This is a genomic window from Frigoribacterium sp. AP1 (assembly GCF_056680555.1).
Genome location: NZ_CM155288.1, coordinates 1,197,260 through 1,212,374, shown reverse-complemented (window position 1 = coordinate 1,212,374; position 15,115 = coordinate 1,197,260). Strand labels below are relative to the sequence as shown.

Annotated in this window: 17 protein-coding genes; 5 read left to right on the top strand and 12 right to left on the bottom strand. The window is 71.2% G+C overall.

Annotated features, from left to right (window positions below):
- Positions 1–5: 5 nt before the first annotated feature.
- The 4 genes from AC1MBW_RS05720 to AC1MBW_RS05705 form a co-directional block, all read right to left on the bottom strand.
- Positions 6–914 carry a metal ABC transporter permease gene (locus AC1MBW_RS05720; RefSeq protein WP_054145884.1) on the bottom strand — a complete coding sequence of 303 codons (909 nt, stop codon included), beginning with the start codon at positions 912–914 and terminating at the stop codon, positions 6–8.
- Complete coding sequence (locus AC1MBW_RS05715) at positions 911–1,792, bottom strand: metal ABC transporter ATP-binding protein (RefSeq protein WP_480025765.1); 882 nt, start codon at positions 1,790–1,792, stop codon at positions 911–913. Before AC1MBW_RS05715 ends, AC1MBW_RS05720 begins: the two co-directional genes overlap by 4 nt.
- Entirely contained in the window at positions 1,789–2,796 is a 1,008-nt protein-coding gene (locus tag AC1MBW_RS05710) for a metal ABC transporter solute-binding protein, Zn/Mn family (RefSeq protein ID WP_480025764.1), read from the bottom strand. The genes AC1MBW_RS05715 and AC1MBW_RS05710 overlap by 4 nt, the downstream gene beginning before the upstream one ends.
- A gap of 152 nt (positions 2,797–2,948) precedes the next feature.
- A complete protein-coding gene (locus tag AC1MBW_RS05705) occupies positions 2,949–4,208 on the bottom strand; it encodes a PTS transporter subunit EIIC (RefSeq protein WP_054145885.1) in 1,260 nt (419 codons plus the stop codon).
- A gap of 216 nt (positions 4,209–4,424) precedes the next feature.
- On the opposite strand from AC1MBW_RS05705, the gene AC1MBW_RS05700 reads away from it, so the two are divergent.
- On the top strand, positions 4,425–4,658 hold the full coding sequence (locus AC1MBW_RS05700; protein WP_054145886.1) for a PTS sugar transporter subunit IIB: 234 nt from the start codon (positions 4,425–4,427) through the stop codon (positions 4,656–4,658).
- Positions 4,655–5,113, top strand: a complete 459-nt coding sequence (locus AC1MBW_RS05695; RefSeq protein WP_480025763.1) for a PTS sugar transporter subunit IIA — start codon at positions 4,655–4,657, stop codon at positions 5,111–5,113. Before AC1MBW_RS05700 ends, AC1MBW_RS05695 begins: the two co-directional genes overlap by 4 nt.
- Before the next feature lie 112 nt (positions 5,114–5,225).
- Here the strand turns inward: AC1MBW_RS05695 and AC1MBW_RS05690 are convergent, their stop codons facing one another.
- From AC1MBW_RS05690 to AC1MBW_RS05670, 5 genes are all read right to left on the bottom strand, one after another.
- Positions 5,226–5,957: a GntR family transcriptional regulator gene (locus tag AC1MBW_RS05690; RefSeq protein WP_054145910.1), complete on the bottom strand. Its 732-nt coding sequence runs from the start codon at positions 5,955–5,957 to the stop codon at positions 5,226–5,228.
- A gap of 147 nt (positions 5,958–6,104) precedes the next feature.
- A complete protein-coding gene (locus AC1MBW_RS05685) occupies positions 6,105–7,634 on the bottom strand; it encodes a dihydrolipoamide acetyltransferase family protein (RefSeq protein WP_480025762.1) in 1,530 nt (509 codons plus the stop codon).
- A 10-nt stretch (positions 7,635–7,644) separates the two neighbouring features.
- Positions 7,645–8,673 (bottom strand): alpha-ketoacid dehydrogenase subunit beta, encoded by a 1,029-nt coding sequence (locus tag AC1MBW_RS05680; protein ID WP_480025761.1) that lies wholly within the window; start codon positions 8,671–8,673, stop codon positions 7,645–7,647.
- Positions 8,670–9,830 carry a thiamine pyrophosphate-dependent dehydrogenase E1 component subunit alpha gene (locus AC1MBW_RS05675; RefSeq protein WP_054145890.1) on the bottom strand — a complete coding sequence of 387 codons (1,161 nt, stop codon included), beginning with the start codon at positions 9,828–9,830 and terminating at the stop codon, positions 8,670–8,672. The genes AC1MBW_RS05680 and AC1MBW_RS05675 overlap by 4 nt, the downstream gene beginning before the upstream one ends.
- A gap of 30 nt (positions 9,831–9,860) precedes the next feature.
- The gene (locus AC1MBW_RS05670) at positions 9,861–10,931 is read right to left on the bottom strand and encodes a histidinol-phosphate transaminase (protein ID WP_071255582.1); all 1,071 of its coding nucleotides are present in this window, start codon (positions 10,929–10,931) and stop codon (positions 9,861–9,863) included.
- A gap of 108 nt (positions 10,932–11,039) precedes the next feature.
- Between AC1MBW_RS05670 and AC1MBW_RS05665 the strand changes: the two genes are divergently transcribed.
- From AC1MBW_RS05665 to purB, 3 genes are read left to right on the top strand one after another with little or no spacing between them, the layout of a single operon-like run.
- The gene (locus AC1MBW_RS05665; RefSeq protein WP_054145892.1) at positions 11,040–11,447 is read left to right on the top strand and encodes a phage holin family protein; all 408 of its coding nucleotides are present in this window, start codon (positions 11,040–11,042) and stop codon (positions 11,445–11,447) included.
- Positions 11,444–11,950 carry a low molecular weight protein-tyrosine-phosphatase gene (locus AC1MBW_RS05660; RefSeq protein ID WP_255349752.1) on the top strand — a complete coding sequence of 169 codons (507 nt, stop codon included), beginning with the start codon at positions 11,444–11,446 and terminating at the stop codon, positions 11,948–11,950. Before AC1MBW_RS05665 ends, AC1MBW_RS05660 begins: the two co-directional genes overlap by 4 nt.
- On the top strand, positions 11,947–13,329 hold the full coding sequence (purB, locus tag AC1MBW_RS05655; protein ID WP_054145893.1) for an adenylosuccinate lyase: 1,383 nt from the start codon (positions 11,947–11,949) through the stop codon (positions 13,327–13,329). The genes AC1MBW_RS05660 and purB overlap by 4 nt, the downstream gene beginning before the upstream one ends.
- Positions 13,330–13,416: 87 nt before the next feature.
- Here purB and AC1MBW_RS05650 read toward each other — a convergent pair whose 3' ends face one another.
- The 3 genes from AC1MBW_RS05650 to AC1MBW_RS05640 are packed head-to-tail and all read right to left on the bottom strand — an operon-like array spanning position 13,417 to position 15,075.
- A complete protein-coding gene (locus AC1MBW_RS05650; protein WP_043594098.1) occupies positions 13,417–13,662 on the bottom strand; it encodes a hypothetical protein in 246 nt (81 codons plus the stop codon).
- Positions 13,659–14,357 carry a DUF308 domain-containing protein gene (locus AC1MBW_RS05645; protein WP_480025760.1) on the bottom strand — a complete coding sequence of 233 codons (699 nt, stop codon included), beginning with the start codon at positions 14,355–14,357 and terminating at the stop codon, positions 13,659–13,661. Before AC1MBW_RS05645 ends, AC1MBW_RS05650 begins: the two co-directional genes overlap by 4 nt.
- Positions 14,358–14,391: 34 nt before the next feature.
- Positions 14,392–15,075, bottom strand: coding sequence for a hypothetical protein (locus tag AC1MBW_RS05640; RefSeq protein ID WP_152970210.1), 684 nt, complete (start codon positions 15,073–15,075; stop codon positions 14,392–14,394).
- Positions 15,076–15,115 lie beyond the last annotated feature (40 nt).

The window sequence follows — 15,115 nt, the reverse complement described above, 5'->3', positions numbered from 1 at the left end:
CTGTGTCAGACCCCGGTCGAGTCTCGGACCCCGGTCGGGGCCAAGGGTACCCGCGGGCCCCTGCGCGGCTTCCCGGCGGCGGTCGTCCGACGCCAGCCGACCAGGCGGCAGACGAGCCAGATCGTGAACGAGATCGTGGTGACGTAGGGGCTGATCGGCAGGCCGCCGCCGAGGGCGAGCAGGATGCCGCCGACGACCGAGACGACGGCGAACGTCACGCTGAGGACGGGCACGAGTCGCGGGTTCACGGTCAGCCTCAGCGCGGCGGCGGCGGGCGTCACGAGCAGCGAGAGGACGAGCAGCGCCCCGATGATCTGCACCGACACCGCGACCGACAGGCCGAGCACGAGCATGAACACGATGCCGAGCGTGCGCACGGGCACGCCGGCCGCTGCGGCGACGTCGGGGTCGACGCTGGCGAAGGTCAGCGGACGCCAGATCACGATCAGCGTGACGATCACGACGGCCGAGATGGCGACCAGCCAGCCCAGCTGCGGGTTGTCGACCGACACGATCTGGCCGGTCAGCAGCCCGAACTTGTTGGCCGACCGTCCCCGGTAGAGCGCCAGGAAGAGGATGCCGAGGCCCAGGCCGAACGGCATGAGCACCGCGATGATCGAGTTGCGCTCGCGCGCCCGGGTGCCCAGCAGTCCGATCAGCAGGGCCGCGAGCAGGCTGCCGACGAGCGAACCGCTGACGACGTTGACGCCGAGCAGCAGGGCGGCGGCGGCGCCGGCGAACGAGAGTTCGCTGATGCCGTGCACCGCGAAGGGCATGTTGCGCGTGATGACGAACGGGCCGATCAGGCCGCCCACCAGGCCGAGCACCGCGCCCGCGACGACGCTGTTCCGGACCAGCACGAGCAGCTCGCCGAAGTCCTGGAAGCTGAACAGCTGCGACCACAGGTCGGTCATCGGACGAGCCCTTCGTCGTCGTGGTGCTCGTCGACGTGGTGGTCGTGGCCGTCGTGGCTGCCGACGATCACGATGCGACCCATGGTGCGGATCACGTCGACCGGGGTGCCGTAGAGGTCGCTCAGCACGTCGGCGCGCAGCACCTCGTCGGGCGTGCCGATGCGGAAGCGACCGCCGGCGAGGTAGAGCACCCGGTCGACGACGTCGAGGATGGGATTGACGTCGTGCGTCACGAACACGACCGCGGCGTTGCGGGCCCGTCGCTGCTCGTCAATCAGCCGGGTGACCTCGCGCTGGTGGCGCAGGTCGAGCGAGATGAGGGGTTCGTCACAGAGCAGCAGGGCCGGTTCGGCGGCCAGGGCCTGGCCGACGCGGGTGCGCTGTTGCTCGCCGCCGCTGAGGCTGGCGACCGGCGAGGTCGCGAACGACGTCGCACCGACGTCGTCGACCAGGGCGTCGATGCGCGCCCGTTCGGCGGCCGACTCGCGGCGCAGCCCCCAGCGGTGACCCGTGACGCCGAGCGCGATCATGTCGCGGGCGCGCAGCGGGGTGCCGGATTCCATCAGCCGTTGCTGCGGCACGTAGCCGATGCGGCGGTGGCCGCGCCCGACCGGTCGGCCGAGGAACTCGATGCTGCCCTCGGTCAGCTGCTGCTGGCCGAGGATCGTGCGCAGCATCGTCGTCTTGCCCGCGCCGTTCGGCCCGAGCACCGCGATGAACTCGCCCGGCCGCACGTCGAGGTCGAGCCCCGACCAGAGCGTGCGGGCGCCGAACGAGACCCCGGCGTCGCGGAGGCGCAGCACGGCGTCGCCGCCGCCACCGGCCGAGGAGGCGCGGGTGGCGGCGGCGACGGAGGTCGCGCCGGACGGGTCGGTCACTTGCCGAGCGCCTCCGAGATCGCGTCGATGTTGCTCTGTTGCCATGCCACGTAGTCTTCCCCCTCGGGCAGCAGCTCGGTGACCGGCACGATGGCGACGCCCGCGTCGGTCGCGGCCTTCTCGACCTGCTCGGTCTCGGGGCTCGAGGTCTGCTCGTTGTAGGCGAGCAGGTCGACCTTCCCGTCGGTGAAGAGTTTCAGGGTCTCGTTGAGCACGGCGGGCGAGACGTCGTCGCCCTCCTCGATGGCCTCGGAGAACTCGGCGGGCGTCACGTTGACCAGGCCCATGGCGTCGAAGAGGTAGCCGGGCACGGGCTCGGTGTAGGCGACCGGGTCGCCGTCGTGGGCCGTCTTGATCGACGCGGCCTGCGCCTCCAGGTCGGCGATCTTCGTGCCGAAGGCCTCGGCGTTCGCGGTGAAGGTGTCGGCGTTCGCCGTGTCGACCCGGCCGAACTCGTCGGCCAGGGCCGTGGCGAGCTTCGCCATGCTCGGCAGGCTGTAGAAGACGTGCTCGTTGAACGCGCCGTGGTCGTGGTCGTCGGCGCCGTGCTCGTCGGCTTCGGGCGTGGCGTCGTCGCTCGCGGCGTCGGTGGCCTCGTCGGCGTGGTCGTCGTGCCCCGCCTCGGGGTCGAGCCCCGAGACGTCGACCGCGTCGACCACGGTGGCGTCGGTGCCGCTCGCGTCGACCATCGTGTCGACGAACGAGTCGTAGCCGCCGCCGTTCTCGACGACCACGTCGGCCTTCGAGACGGCCAGCTGCGTGCGGGCGTCGGCCTCGTACGAGTGCGGGTCCTGCGAGGGGTCGCTGATGATGCTCGTGACGTCGACCAGGTCGCCGCCGACCGTCCGGGCGATGTCGCCGTAGACGTTGGTGGACGTGACCACCGAGATCGCGCCTCCGTCGGCGGCCTCGCTCGAGCCGGAGGCGCCCGTGGCGCAACCGCTCAGCACGAGGGCCGCGGCGGCGGGCAGGACGAGCAGGGTCGGCAGCGAGCGCTTCTTCATGTCGGTCACGCTATTGCTACTGATAATGATTGTCAAAACGAGGAGGCGCGGCCCGGCCGAGCGCGCCTCCTCGGTTGTCGAGACCCCAGGAATGCGCCGAGACCCCCGTGCGCGCACGGGGGTCTCGGTCACTTCCTGGGGTTTCGCGGGGCTTAGGCCTTCGTGGCGGCCTCGACGGACTCGGCGCCGGCCGCGTCGTCATCCTCGCGACCGGGTGTCTTGAGGTTCCACTTCTTGATGACGAAGCTGAACAGGACGTAGTAGACGACCGCGTAGCCGAGCCCGATCGGGATCAGCCAGATCGAGTTCTGCGAGATGTTGAAGTTCAGCACGTAGTCGATCAAGCCCGCCGAGAAGGTGAACCCGGTGTGGATGTCGAGCGCGTTGACCAGCATCATCGACGTGCCGGTCAGCACCGCGTGGATCACGTACAGCGGCCAGGCGACGAACATGAACGAGAACTCGAGCGGCTCGGTGATGCCCGTGATGAACGCGGTCAGCGCGGTCGACAGCATGATGCCGCCGATCAGCTTCTTCTTCTCGGGGCGGGCGTGGCGCCAGATGGCCAGGGCTGCCGCGGGCAGGGCGAACATGAAGATCGGGAAGAACCCGGTCATGAACACCCCGGCGCTCGGGTCGCCGGCGAAGAAGCGGTTCAGGTCGCCGCGCACGACCTCGCCGCTCGCGTTGGTGTAGTCGCCGACGAGGAACCAGACGACCGAGTTGAGGATGTGGTGCAGGCCCGTGGGGATCAACAGGCGGTTGGCGACGCCGTAGACGCCGCTGCCGACCACGTCGTTCGACGCCACGGCCTGGCCGATGCCGGTGAGGGCGTTGTTGAACAACGGGTAGATGAACGACATGACCACGCCGACGACCAGGCCGGTGACGGCCGTGAGGATCGGCACCATGCGGCGGCCCGAGAAGAACCCGAGGAAGTCGGGCAGCTTCGTCCGGTGGAACCGCTGCCAGATGATCGCCGACAGGATGCCCATCACGATGCCGGCCAGCACGCCGTAGTTGATGACCTCGGGGTCGCCCGTCGGGGTCTCGCGACCGGCGAGCACGACCGGGGACATGGCCGTGAAGACGCCGTCGACGACCATGTAGCCGACGACCGCGGCCAGGGCCGTCGAGCCGTCCGACTTCTTCGCCCAGCCGATCGCGATGCCGACCGCGAAGATCAGCGGCAGCCAGGTGAAGACCGCCTGCCCGGCCGCCCCGATCACCGAGGCACCGGTCTCGAAGCCCGGGATCGCCCCGAGCAGGTCGTCCTGCCCGAGTCGCAGCAGGATGCCCGCGGCGGGCAGCACGGCGATCGGCAGCATGAGGCTGCGCCCGAGGCGCTGCAGCACCGCGAAGGCGGCCGAGCCCCTCTTCTTGGTCGGGGCCGACTCGGTCGTCGTCGTCATCAGGTGGTCCTCTCGTCGGTGAGCAGCCGTGGTGCGGGGGTGGGTGTCGTGCGGGTGGAGGCGGTTCGGGAGGCGCGGGTCGCGTCGAGCGCGGAGCCAGCCCGGTCCTGTCCGGTCATGACCAGTGAGTGGTAGTTTCCTCAGACCGACGGGTGGTGTCAACTAGGACGACCACCTCGTCACCGCGAGCGACCGACCCACGGAGGAGAACAGCTCATGTCGAAAGCACAGGCCATGATCGACGGACTCGGCGGCGCCGACAACATCGAGGAGATCGAGGGCTGCATCACGCGCCTCCGCACCGACGTGCGGGACATCTCGCTCGTCGACGACGCCGCCCTGAAGGCGGCCGGTGCCACCGCCGTCGTCCACGCGGGCGGCAGCGTCCAGGTGATCGTCGGCACGATCGCCGACTCGCTCGCCGAAGACATCAACGACCTGCTGCCGTGACCACGGTCGTCTCGCCCGTCGCCGGCCGGGTGACGGCGCTCGCCGAGGTGCCCGACGCCGTGTTCGCGGGGCAGCTCGTGGGCGCGGGCGTCGCGGTCGAGCCGAGCGCGCCTCCTGCCGGTGGCCTGGTCGCCGTCGTCTCGCCCGTCGCGGGCGAGATCGTCAAGCTGCACCCGCATGCGTTCGTCGTCGTGGGCGGGTCGGGCACGGGCCTGCTCGTGCACGTCGGCATCGACACGGTGAAGCTCGGCGGCACGGGCTTCGAACTCGCCGTCGCCGAGGGCGCGACCGTCGCGGCGGGCGACCTCGTCGTCCAGTTCGACCCGACCGTCGTGGCCGCGGCGGGCTACTCGGCCGTCATCCCGGTCGTCGTGCTCGACAGCGCCCCCGACAGCGTCCCGCAGCACGCCGTCGGCACGACCGTCGCCATGGGCGAGCCCCTCTTCGACCTCTGAGGCCGGCACCACGATGCTCGCGGCCCGACGGGGCGCCGCGTGTCGTGCACCACACCCGGTCTGGACGCGGTGCGGTGCACGAGATGCGGTGCCGTGCGGCCGTGGCCGGGTGTCACACCGGGGTGGTGCCCGACTCGACCTGCATCTTCAGGCGGTAGCGGTCCGAGCGGTACCAGCTCTTGGCGTGTTCGAGCGGGACGTCGCCCGCGAACGAGATCCGGTCGAAGTACATGACCGGGGCACCCTCTCGCGTGCCAAGCAGGGTCGCGACGTCGGCGTCGGCCCCCTCGGCGCTGACCGTCTGCGTCGCGCGCGTGATCGGCGTCGCGTAGTCGCCGTCGAGCGTGCGGTACAACGACCGGCTCAGGTCGTGGTCGAGCAGCCCGGGCAGGCGGTCGGCGGGGTACCAGCCGTCGTCGATGCTGACCGGCACGCCGTCGGCCAGGCGCAGGCGCTTGACGTGGAACGCCGAGGCGCCGGCCTCGAGCCCGAGCGCGGCGGCCGTCTCGGGCGGGGGAGTCGTCTCGGCCTTCACCAGCACGACCGTGCTCGGCACGTGACCGAGCTTGGTCATCTCGTCGGTGAACGAGGCGAGGTGCAGCGTCGACTGCACGACGCGGTGCGCCACGAAGGTGCCCTTGCCTCGCACGCGGGTCAACCAGCCCTCGTTCACGAGCTGCCCCACGGCCTCGCGCACGGTGATGCGGCTGACGCCGTACTCGAGCATGAGCTGGCGCTCGCTCGCGATCGCCGAGCCGGGCTGCGAACCGGCCGCGAGCCGCTGCACGATGGAGCGCAACTGCTCGTGCTTCGGCACGGCTCCGTCGGTGATGTGGTCGGTCATGGGCCCCTCGTCGGTCGCGCCCGAGGGTGGTCCCATCTGGTCATGACCGGTCGTCCTGCACTCGACGTTAGTCCACGCCGCCCGTCCCCAGCCAGGCGAGGACCCGGCGGGGGGTGCGGTTCACAGGAGCGGACGAGGAGGCGCGGCTCAGTCGAGCAGGAGCGCCGGCTCTTCGAGGACGCTCGCCACGTCGGCCACGAACCGGCTGGCGACGTCGCCGTCGACCACGCGGTGGTCGAAGCTCGCCCCGATCGTCGTCACCATGCGGGAGCGCACCTCGCCGTCGACGACCCAGGCCTTGGGCTTGATCGTGCCGAGGGCCACGATCGCGACCTCGCCCGGGTTGAGGATCGGCGTGCCGGTGTCCATGCCGAAGACGCCGATGTTGGTGATCGTGATGGTGCCGTCCCTCATGTCGGCCGGCGTCGTCTTGCCGTCGCGCGCGGTCAGCGTCAGCTGCTCGAGGGCCTGGGCCAACTCGAGCAGGCTCATCGACTGGGCCTCTTTGACGTTCGGCACGATCAGGCCACGCGGGGTGGCCGCGGCGATGCCGAGGTTGACGAAGTGCCGCACGAGGATCTCGCGGTCGGTCCAGGCCGAGTTGACCATCGGGTTGCGACGCACGGCCCAGATGATCGCCTTGGCCATGATCAGCAGCGGCGAGACCTTGACGCCGGCGAACTGCGGCGACGCCTTCAGTCGCTTGACGAACTCCATCGTGCGGGTGGCGTCGACGTCGACGAACAGGCTGACGTGCGGTGCGGTGAACGCCGACGACGTCATGGCCGCGGCGATGGCTTTGCGGACGCCCTTGACCGGGATGCGCTCGACGCGCTCCTCGCCCCACTCGGGCGTCTCGATGTTGCGGAAGACGCTGGCCTGCTGGGCGTGACGGATGACGTCGTCGCGCGTGACCTCGCCGGCCAGGCCGGTCGGCTGGACGACGGCGAGGTCGACCTCGAGGTCTTTGGCCAGCTTGCGGATCGGCGGCTTGGCGATGATCGGCAGGGCCTGGGCGGCGGGCACCGACGTGGTGGGGCGCCGCCGGGCCTGCTCGGCGACGCGCAGCTGCCGGGCGTCGACCTCGGTCTGCGACGGACGACGGCGGCGGGTCGCGCCGTGACCGCCCGCGGCGCCGTAGCCCACGAGCACGGCGCCCGAACCGGAGTCGGCAGCGGCCTCGGGTGCGGCCTCGGGTGCGTGCGCCACCGAGCCGGTGTCGCCGTCGGCGCTGACCGCGTCGGCCGAGCGGGCCGGGGCAGCAGGGGCCGAGCCCTGTGCCGGCGCCGGGGCGGTGGGGGCTGCGGGTTCGGCCTGACGGGCACGCTGCGCCGAGAGTGCCTCTTCGTTCTGCGACACGACCTGCGCCGTGCGCGCGAGCCCGCCCGACTCGAGCGACTCGGACGCGGCAGCACGACCCGACGGGGTCGCGGGTGCCGACGAGTCGCCGACCCGGATGATCGGGGTGCCGACGTCGACCGTGGTGCCCGGTTCGACGAGGATGCTCTCGACCACGCCGGCGTAGGGCGACGGCAACTCGACGAGCGACTTCGCGGTCTCGATCTCGACGAGCACCTGGTTGATCTCGACGCTGTCGCCGGGGGCGACCTTCCACTCGACGATCTCGGCCTCGGTCAGGCCCTCGCCGACGTCGGGCAGGGTGAATTCGCTGGTCATGTCGTGACTCCTAGTAGGCCAGGGCCCGGTCGACCGCCTCGAGCACGCGGTCGGCGTCGGGCAGGTACTGCGTCTCGAGCTTGGCAGGAGGGAAGGGAGCGTCGAAGCCGCTGACGCGCAGCACGGGCGCCTCGAGCGAGTAGAAGGCCTTCTCGGCGACGGTGGCGGCGATCTCGGAGCCGACCGAGACGAAACCGGGGGCCTCCTGTGCCACGACGAGGCGCCCGGTCTTGCGGACCGACTCGAGGATGGGCCCGTAGTCGACCGGTGAGAGCGACCGCAGGTCGACGACCTCGGCCGAGACGCCCTCGGCCGCCGCGATCTCGGCCGCCTGGAGCAGCACGCTGACCATCGCGCCGTGCCCCAGCAGGGTCACCTCGGCGCCCGTCCGGACGACGCGGCTCGCGTGCAACGGCGCCTGCGGGTCGCCCAGGTCGACCTCGCCCTTGGGCCAGTAGCGGCTCTTGGGCTCGAAGAACATGACGGGGTCGTTCGACGCGATGGCCTCTTGGATCATCCAGTAGGCGTCGTGCGGTGTGCTCGGGCTGACGACGCGCAGGCCCGCCGTGTGGGCGAAGTACGCCTCGGGGCTCTCCTGGTGGTGCTCGACCGCGCCGATGTGTCCGCCGTACGGCACCCGGATCACGACCGGCATCGTGACCGCACCCTCGTGACGGTTCGTCATCTTGGCGAGCTGCGACGTGATCTGGTCGAAGCCAGGGTAGATGAAGCCGTCGAACTGGATCTCGCAGACCGGGCGGAAGCCGCCCATGGCGAGTCCGATCGCGGTGCCCACGATGCCCGACTCGGCGAGCGGGGTGTCGATGACGCGCTTCTCGCCGAACTCGGCCTGCAGCCCCTCGGTCACGCGGAAGACGCCACCGAGCGTGCCGATGTCTTCTCCCATCAGGAGCACGCGGGGGTCGTCGGCCATGGCCTTGCGGAGTCCGGCGTTGATCGCCTTGCCGAGCGGCATGGTCTGCACGGAGGCGCGGGTCGGCTCGACCGTGCCGGTCGGGTTCTCGACGGTGTCGGTCATGCTGCCCCCTCGTCGGTGGTCGCGGTCTCGCCCGCGCCGCCGAAGCTCTGCTCGTAGGTCGCCAGCCACTGCTTCTGTTCGGTCATCAGCGGGTGCGGCTCGGAGTACACGTGGTCGAAGATGAGGCCGCGGTCGGGGTTCGGCAGCGAGACCGTGCGCCGTCGGACGTCGGCTCCGAGGTCGTCGCCCTCGGTCTCGAGGTCGGCGAAGAACGCGTCGCCCTCGCCTCGGTTCCGCAGGAAGGCCTCGAACCGCGTGATCGGGTCACGGGCGATCCACGACTGCAGCTCGTCGTCGGTGCGGTACTTGGTGGGGTCGTCGGACGAGGTGTGTGCGCCGACGCGGTAGGTGAGCGCCTCGATGAAGCGCGGCCCGCCGCCGCCGCGGGCGGCCTCGAGGTCGCGGCGGCTGACGGCGTAGCTCGCGAGCACGTCGTTGCCGTCGACCTGCGTGCCGGGGATGCCGAAGCCGCCGGCTCGGGCGACGAGGGGCGTGCGCGACTGACGTGCGACCGGCACGCTGATCGCCCACTGGTTGTTCTGCAGGAAGAACAGCTCGGGGGTCTGGAAGCTCGCGGCGAACACCAGGGCCTCGCTGACGTCGCCCTGGCTGGTCGCGCCGTCGCCGAAGAACGTCACGACGGCCTGGTCGACCTCGGGATCGCCCGTGCCGCTCTTGCCGTCGAGGCCGAGCCCCATGGCGAAACCCGTCGCGTGCAGCGTCTGCGAGCCGATCACCAGCGTGTAGATGTGGAAGTTCTGGTGCTCGGCGGGGTTCCAGCCGCCGTGCGTGTGCCCACGCAGCAGGCGCAGGATGTCGACCGGGTCGATGCCGCGGGACAGGGCGACGGCGTGCTCGCGGTAGGACGGGAACAGGTGGTCCTGTGGGCGGGTGGCGTGGGCCAGGCCGACCTGGGCGCCCTCTTGGCCGTGGCTCGGCACCCACAGGGCGAGCTGACCCTGGCGGGCCAGGGCCGCGGCCTCGCGGTCGAACCGACGGGTCAGCACCATGTCGCGGTGGAGGGCGCGGAGTCCGTCGTCGCCGAGGGCGTCGACGTAGGGGCGGAACTCGTCGGCCGCAGCCGACTCGACCGCCTCGCCCGACGGCGACAGGAGCTGGACGGGCGGCGGCGCGTCGGTCGCTTCGGAGGAAGACATGGCGTCCAATCTATTCCGCGGCATATGCCGTCACCGGGATGTGAGGTCGACGATCTGCTGGGCGGCGTGCAGCAGCTTGTCGACCGACGACGGTTCGCCGATCGTGACGCGGACGCCCTCGCCCGCGAACGGCCGGACGACGACCCCGTGGTCGGCGAACACCTGGGCCGCGGCGGCCGTGTGCTCGCCCGTCGCGAGCCAGACGAAGTTGCCCTGGGCCTCGGGGACCGTCCACCCCTGGTCGATCAGGGCACGTCGCACCTGGTCGCGCAGCAGGACGATGCGGTCGACCCGGCCGAGCAGTTCGTCGGCGTGGTCGAGCGAGGCGAGGGCGGCGGCCGCGCCCTGCTCGGTGACGGCGAGGGGGATGGCCGTGGCCCGCGCGGCGTCGAGCAGGTAGGAGGCGCCGATCGCGTACCCGACGCGGAGTGCGGCCAGCCCGTACGCCTTCGAGAAGGTGCGCAGCAGGACGAGGTTCGGGTGCAGCTCGGTGAGGGTCTCGCCGTCGACGGCCGTGCTGTCGGTGACGAACTCGGCGTACGCCTCGTCGAGCAGCACGAGCACGTCGTCGGGCACCGCGGCCATGAACGACTCGAACTCGCTCGTCGACACCGTGGTGCCCGTCGGGTTGTTGGGGGAGCAGACGATGACGACCCGGGTGCGGTCGGTGACGGCCGCGGCCATGGCCTCGAGGTCGTGGCCCCCGTCGGCCCGCAGCGGCACCTGGACGCTCGTCGCGCCGGCCACCGTGACGAGGCCCGGGTAGGCCTCGAACGAGCGCCAGGCGTAGACGACCTCGTCGCCGACCGAGGCGGCGGCGAGCACGAACTGGGCCAGCAAGGAGACCGAGCCCGCGCCGACGTGCACCTCGTCGACGGTGACGCCGAAGCGCGTGGCGAGGGCCGTCCGCAGGGCCGTCGCCGAGGCGTCGGGGTAGCGGTTGAGCGAGACGGCGCCGCGGACGGCCTCGACGACCGAGGGGAGGGGCTCGAACGGGTTCTCGTTCGACGACAGCTTGAAGGCGTCGGGGGACGCCTGCTTGCCCTGGCGGTAGGGCGGCAGGGCGGCGATCTCGGGACGGAGTCGGACGGGAGTGGTCACGCGGCCAGCCTATGGGGCGGGGCCTGCGTCGCGTCAGGGCACCGCGCCTCCTCGGGGAATCCGATCGGGCACTACCGCGTGTGGACGAGAGGTCGGCATGATGGGGGCATGACCCGATTCGTCGTGAGGCTGCTCATCAACGCGGTGGCCCTCTGGCTCACCACGCTGCTCGTGTCGGGGGTGACGGTGACGCCCTACGGCGCCGGGGGCACGCTCGAGACGATCGTGACCTTCCTGCTGCTCGCCCTGGTCTTCGGCGTCGTGAACGGTGTCGTCGGCACGGCGATCCGGGTCGTGGCGTTCCCCCTGTACATCCTGACGCTCGGCTTGATCGCCCTGGTCGTGAACGGCCTGCTGCTGCTGATCGTGGCGTGGATCTCGGGCCTGTTCGGCTTCGGGCTGACGATCGACGGCTTCTGGTGGGGTGTGATCGGTGCCGTCGTGCTCGCCGTCTTCGCCTGGGCCATCGGCGTCGTCGTCCGCCCCGTGGTCGGGCGGGGTGACCGTCAGCGGTGAACCGGTTCCGCATCTGCTTCGTCTGCACCGGCAACATCTGCCGTTCGCCCATGGCCGAGACCGTGCTGCGCGCGCTCGCCGACGACGCCGGCCTCGGTGACCGGGTCGAGGTCACCAGCGCGGGCACCGGCGACTGGCACGTCGGCGAAGGGGCCGATCCCCGCACCGTCCAGGCCCTCGAGCGCCGCGGCTACGATGGTTCGCGGCACCGGGCGAAGCAGTTCGAGGCCGACGACTTCGCGCGCTACGACCTCGTGGTGGCGTTCGATCGCGGCCAAGAACGCATCCTCCGGGCCTGGGCAGGCGACGACGCCGACCGCTCGAAGGTGCAGCTGCTGCTCACCTTCGCTCCCGACGCGGCGCCGGCGGGCGGCGGTCTCGACGTCCCCGACCCGTACTACTCCGACGCAGGACTCTTCGACGAGGTGCTCGACATGGTCGAGCGCGCCTGTTCGGCCCTCTTCCGCCAGATCGAACCCGCACTCCGCAAGGGACAGTCATGACGTTGCCTCCTCAGCCCCTCAGCCCGCTCGACGGCCGTTACCGTTCGTCGGTCGGCACGCTGGGGGACCACCTCAGCGAGGCGGGGCTCAACCGGGCACGCGTGCACGTCGAGGTCGAGTGGCTGATCGCCCAGACCGACCGCGGCGCGTTCGGCTCGACCCCGCTCGACGACGAGCAGAAGCGGGCCCTGCGGGCCGTCGTCACCGACTTCGGCCAGGCCGCGATCGACGAGCTCGCCGGCCTCGAGGCGACGACCCGACACGACGTCAAGGCGGTCGAGTACTTCGTCCGGGCCCGTCTGGCCGAGCTCGGGCTCGACGGGATCGCCGAACTCACCCACTTCGCCTGCACCAGCGAGGACATCAACAACCTCTCGTACGCCGTCACCGTCAAGGCGGCCCTGTTCGACGTCTGGCTGCCGGCCTTCGACGCCGTGCTCGCCGCCCTCACCACCTGGGCGACCGATGCCCGCGACGTGCCGATGCTCGCGCACACCCACGGGCAGCCGGCGACGCCGACCACGGTCGGAAAGGAGTTCGCCGTCTTCGCGCACCGCCTCCAGCGCCTGCGCTCGCAGATCGTCGGCACCGAGTTCCTCGGCAAGTTCAGCGGGGCGACCGGCACGTTCTCGGCCCACGTCGTGGCCGACCCCGGGCTGGACTGGCCCGCGACGGCCCGCGCCTTCGTCGAGGACGCCCTGGGGCTGACCTTCAACCCGCTGACGACGCAGATCGAGTCGCACGACTGGCAGGCCGAGCTCTACTCGCGCGTCGCCCACGCCAACCGCGTGCTGCACAACCTCGCCACCGACGTGTGGTCGTACATCTCGATGGGCTACTTCACGCAGATCCCGCAGGCGGGGGCGACCGGGTCGTCGACCATGCCGCACAAGATCAACCCGATCCGCTTCGAGAACGCCGAGGCGAACCTCGAGATCTCGTCGGCGCTCTTCGACTCGCTGGCCTCGACCCTGGTCACCAGCCGCCAGCAGCGCGACCTCACGGACTCGTCGGCCCAGCGCAACATCGGGGTCGCCTTCGGCCACTCGATGCTCGCGCTCGACAACCTGCGTCGCGGCCTCGGCGAGATCGCCGTCGGCACCGTGACGCTCGAGTCCGACCTCGACTCCAATTGGGAGGTCCTCGGCGAGGCGATCCAGACCGTGATCCGCGCCGAGGTCGTCGCCGGACGATCGTCGATCGACGACCCGTACGCGATGCTCAAAGAGCTGACCCGTGGCAAGCGCGTCGGGCAGGCCGAACTGGTCGCGTTCGTCGAGGGCCTCGACGTGTCCGACGAGGCGAAGCAGCGCCTCGTGGCCCTGACCCCGGCGACCTACACGGGCATCGCGTCGCAGCTGGTCGACCACCTGGCCTGAGCCCGGGAGGCGCGGGTCGGCCCGCCGGGACGACCCACGCACCAGCGTGCCCCGGCCCGCAGGCCACGACCGGGGGTCAGGCGTGCGTCAGTGGCCGCGCGGCTTGTCGGCGTCGTCGATCTCGTGTCGCTCGTCGTCGTTGGGCTTGGCCGCGAGGGCGAGCATGGCGATGGTGACGAGCGCGACGATGAAGCCGATGCAGAGGAAGATCAGCGCGAGTTGCAGGTCGCGCGTCGTCATGAGGACGACGAGGCCGACGAAGGCGGCGAAGACCCCCGACAGTCCGAGGAACTCGGCGGGGCGGAACCGGTCGCGCCAGGTGGGGTGGGTCATGACGTTCGTGCCTTGTCGTCGGGGGTGTCGGCAGCGGCCGGGTGCCCGGTCTGCCATTTGAGCGAGAGGCCGGCGATCACGAGGAACACGCCGACCAGGGCGCCGTAGGCGCCCAGGATGCCGACGAGCACGGTCGAGGACGTCAGTTCGCCCTCGATCTGCTCGATGCCGCCGAGCTGCTGGCTGTAGTCCGGCGGGACGACGAGGAAGACCAGGGCCAGTGCCAGGGTCAGCACGCCGACGGTCGTCCAATCACGGGCGAGCGGCGAACGACGACGACGGCGCAGGCCGGTGAGCAGTTCGAGGACGCCCGTCAGCACGGCCCAGGCCGTGACGAAGGCGACCAGCACGGGCAGCTGCCCGTGCGAGAAGACGAGGCAGAGGGCCCCGATCACGGCCCCGACGACGCCCTGCAGCACGGCGATGGTGCGGCTCGAGCGGTCGGACAGGCGCAGGGCCGACCCCACGGCGAGCACGACGCCGCCGACGACCGCCGCCGAGCCGAAGGCGAGCAGGCCGACCTGAGGTGAGTGGTCGGGGGTGAAGGTGATGGCCGCGGCGGCCGCGAGGGCGGGGACGGCACGCAGCACGGGGACGGGCCAGTACGCGGAGAGCGACGGGTCGACGCCCCGGTCCGAGGGGTCGGACGACGCCACGGGGTCGGTCGCGCCGGAGTCGTGGTGCGCAGGCGTCACGAGACCTCTTTCACGGGTGGGGGACCCGCCGAGTTTACCGCGCGCTCCTGAACGCCAGGCGGCGGGCGGTGCCGAAGGTCAGCGGCCAGCCGCGGCCCTTGAGCGTCGTGAGCTGACGCGCCATGCCGGAGGGCGTCACGCGGAGCACCCCCTCGGACTCGAGCGACAACCCGGTGAGCACGCCGTCCATCGCGCGTCGGGTGGAGGCCAGCGCGTCGGTCGTGTCGAGCCCGGTCGCGATCAGCACGCCGGCCGGCAGTCGACTGACCCGGGTGTAGGCGGTCGTCGTGTCGGCCCAGGTGGACCGCCAGTCGCGTCCGACCTCTTTGACGCACTCGATCAGGCGGACCGTCGCGACGTCGGGGTCGGGATCGTCGACGGTGAGCAGTCGGTAGTACGTGCGCCGGACGCCCTCGGTGCTCATGAAGAGCAGGTCGACGTAGCCCGTCACGACCGACGCGGGCCGCGGCCCGGCGCCGACGACGGTGCCGCCCGTGATCCACGAGCCGTGGCCGTCCTTGGCGTCGGGCCAGATCTCGACGAGCACCTCGAGCCCCGAGATCTCGATCTCGTGCGCCGGTGCGTCCGACGCGGCGGCCCTGAGGGCGCAGTCCCGGAGCCCGTAGCCCTGGCGGGCGTCGCGTTCGCCCGTCCGGTACGGCACCTGCTCGAGGTCGTGCACCACCCCGCTGAGTCGCTCGACGAAACCGGCTGTCACCTACGATAGATTACGTGTGACATATGGCGAGACGCAAACG

Excerpts from the sequence above, each read along its gene's own strand:
- AC1MBW_RS05720 (WP_054145884.1), bottom strand. The coding sequence starts at position 914 with ATGACCGACCTGTGGTCGCAGCTGTTCAGCTTCCAGGACTTCGGCGAG.
- AC1MBW_RS05710 (WP_480025764.1), bottom strand. The coding sequence starts at position 2,796 with ATGAAGAAGCGCTCGCTGCCGACCCTGCTCGTCCTGCCCGCCGCCGCG.
- AC1MBW_RS05705 (WP_054145885.1), bottom strand. The coding sequence starts at position 4,208 with ATGACGACGACGACCGAGTCGGCCCCGACCAAGAAGAGGGGCTCGGCC.
- AC1MBW_RS05700 (WP_054145886.1), top strand. The coding sequence starts at position 4,425 with ATGTCGAAAGCACAGGCCATGATCGACGGACTCGGCGGCGCCGACAAC.
- AC1MBW_RS05690 (WP_054145910.1), bottom strand. The coding sequence starts at position 5,957 with ATGACCGACCACATCACCGACGGAGCCGTGCCGAAGCACGAGCAGTTG.
- AC1MBW_RS05685 (WP_480025762.1), bottom strand. The coding sequence starts at position 7,634 with ATGACCAGCGAATTCACCCTGCCCGACGTCGGCGAGGGCCTGACCGAG.
- AC1MBW_RS05680 (WP_480025761.1), bottom strand. The coding sequence starts at position 8,673 with ATGACCGACACCGTCGAGAACCCGACCGGCACGGTCGAGCCGACCCGC.
- AC1MBW_RS05675 (WP_054145890.1), bottom strand. The coding sequence starts at position 9,830 with ATGTCTTCCTCCGAAGCGACCGACGCGCCGCCGCCCGTCCAGCTCCTG.
- AC1MBW_RS05665 (WP_054145892.1), top strand. The coding sequence starts at position 11,040 with ATGACCCGATTCGTCGTGAGGCTGCTCATCAACGCGGTGGCCCTCTGG.
- purB (WP_054145893.1), top strand. The coding sequence starts at position 11,947 with ATGACGTTGCCTCCTCAGCCCCTCAGCCCGCTCGACGGCCGTTACCGT.
- AC1MBW_RS05650 (WP_043594098.1), bottom strand. The coding sequence starts at position 13,662 with ATGACCCACCCCACCTGGCGCGACCGGTTCCGCCCCGCCGAGTTCCTC.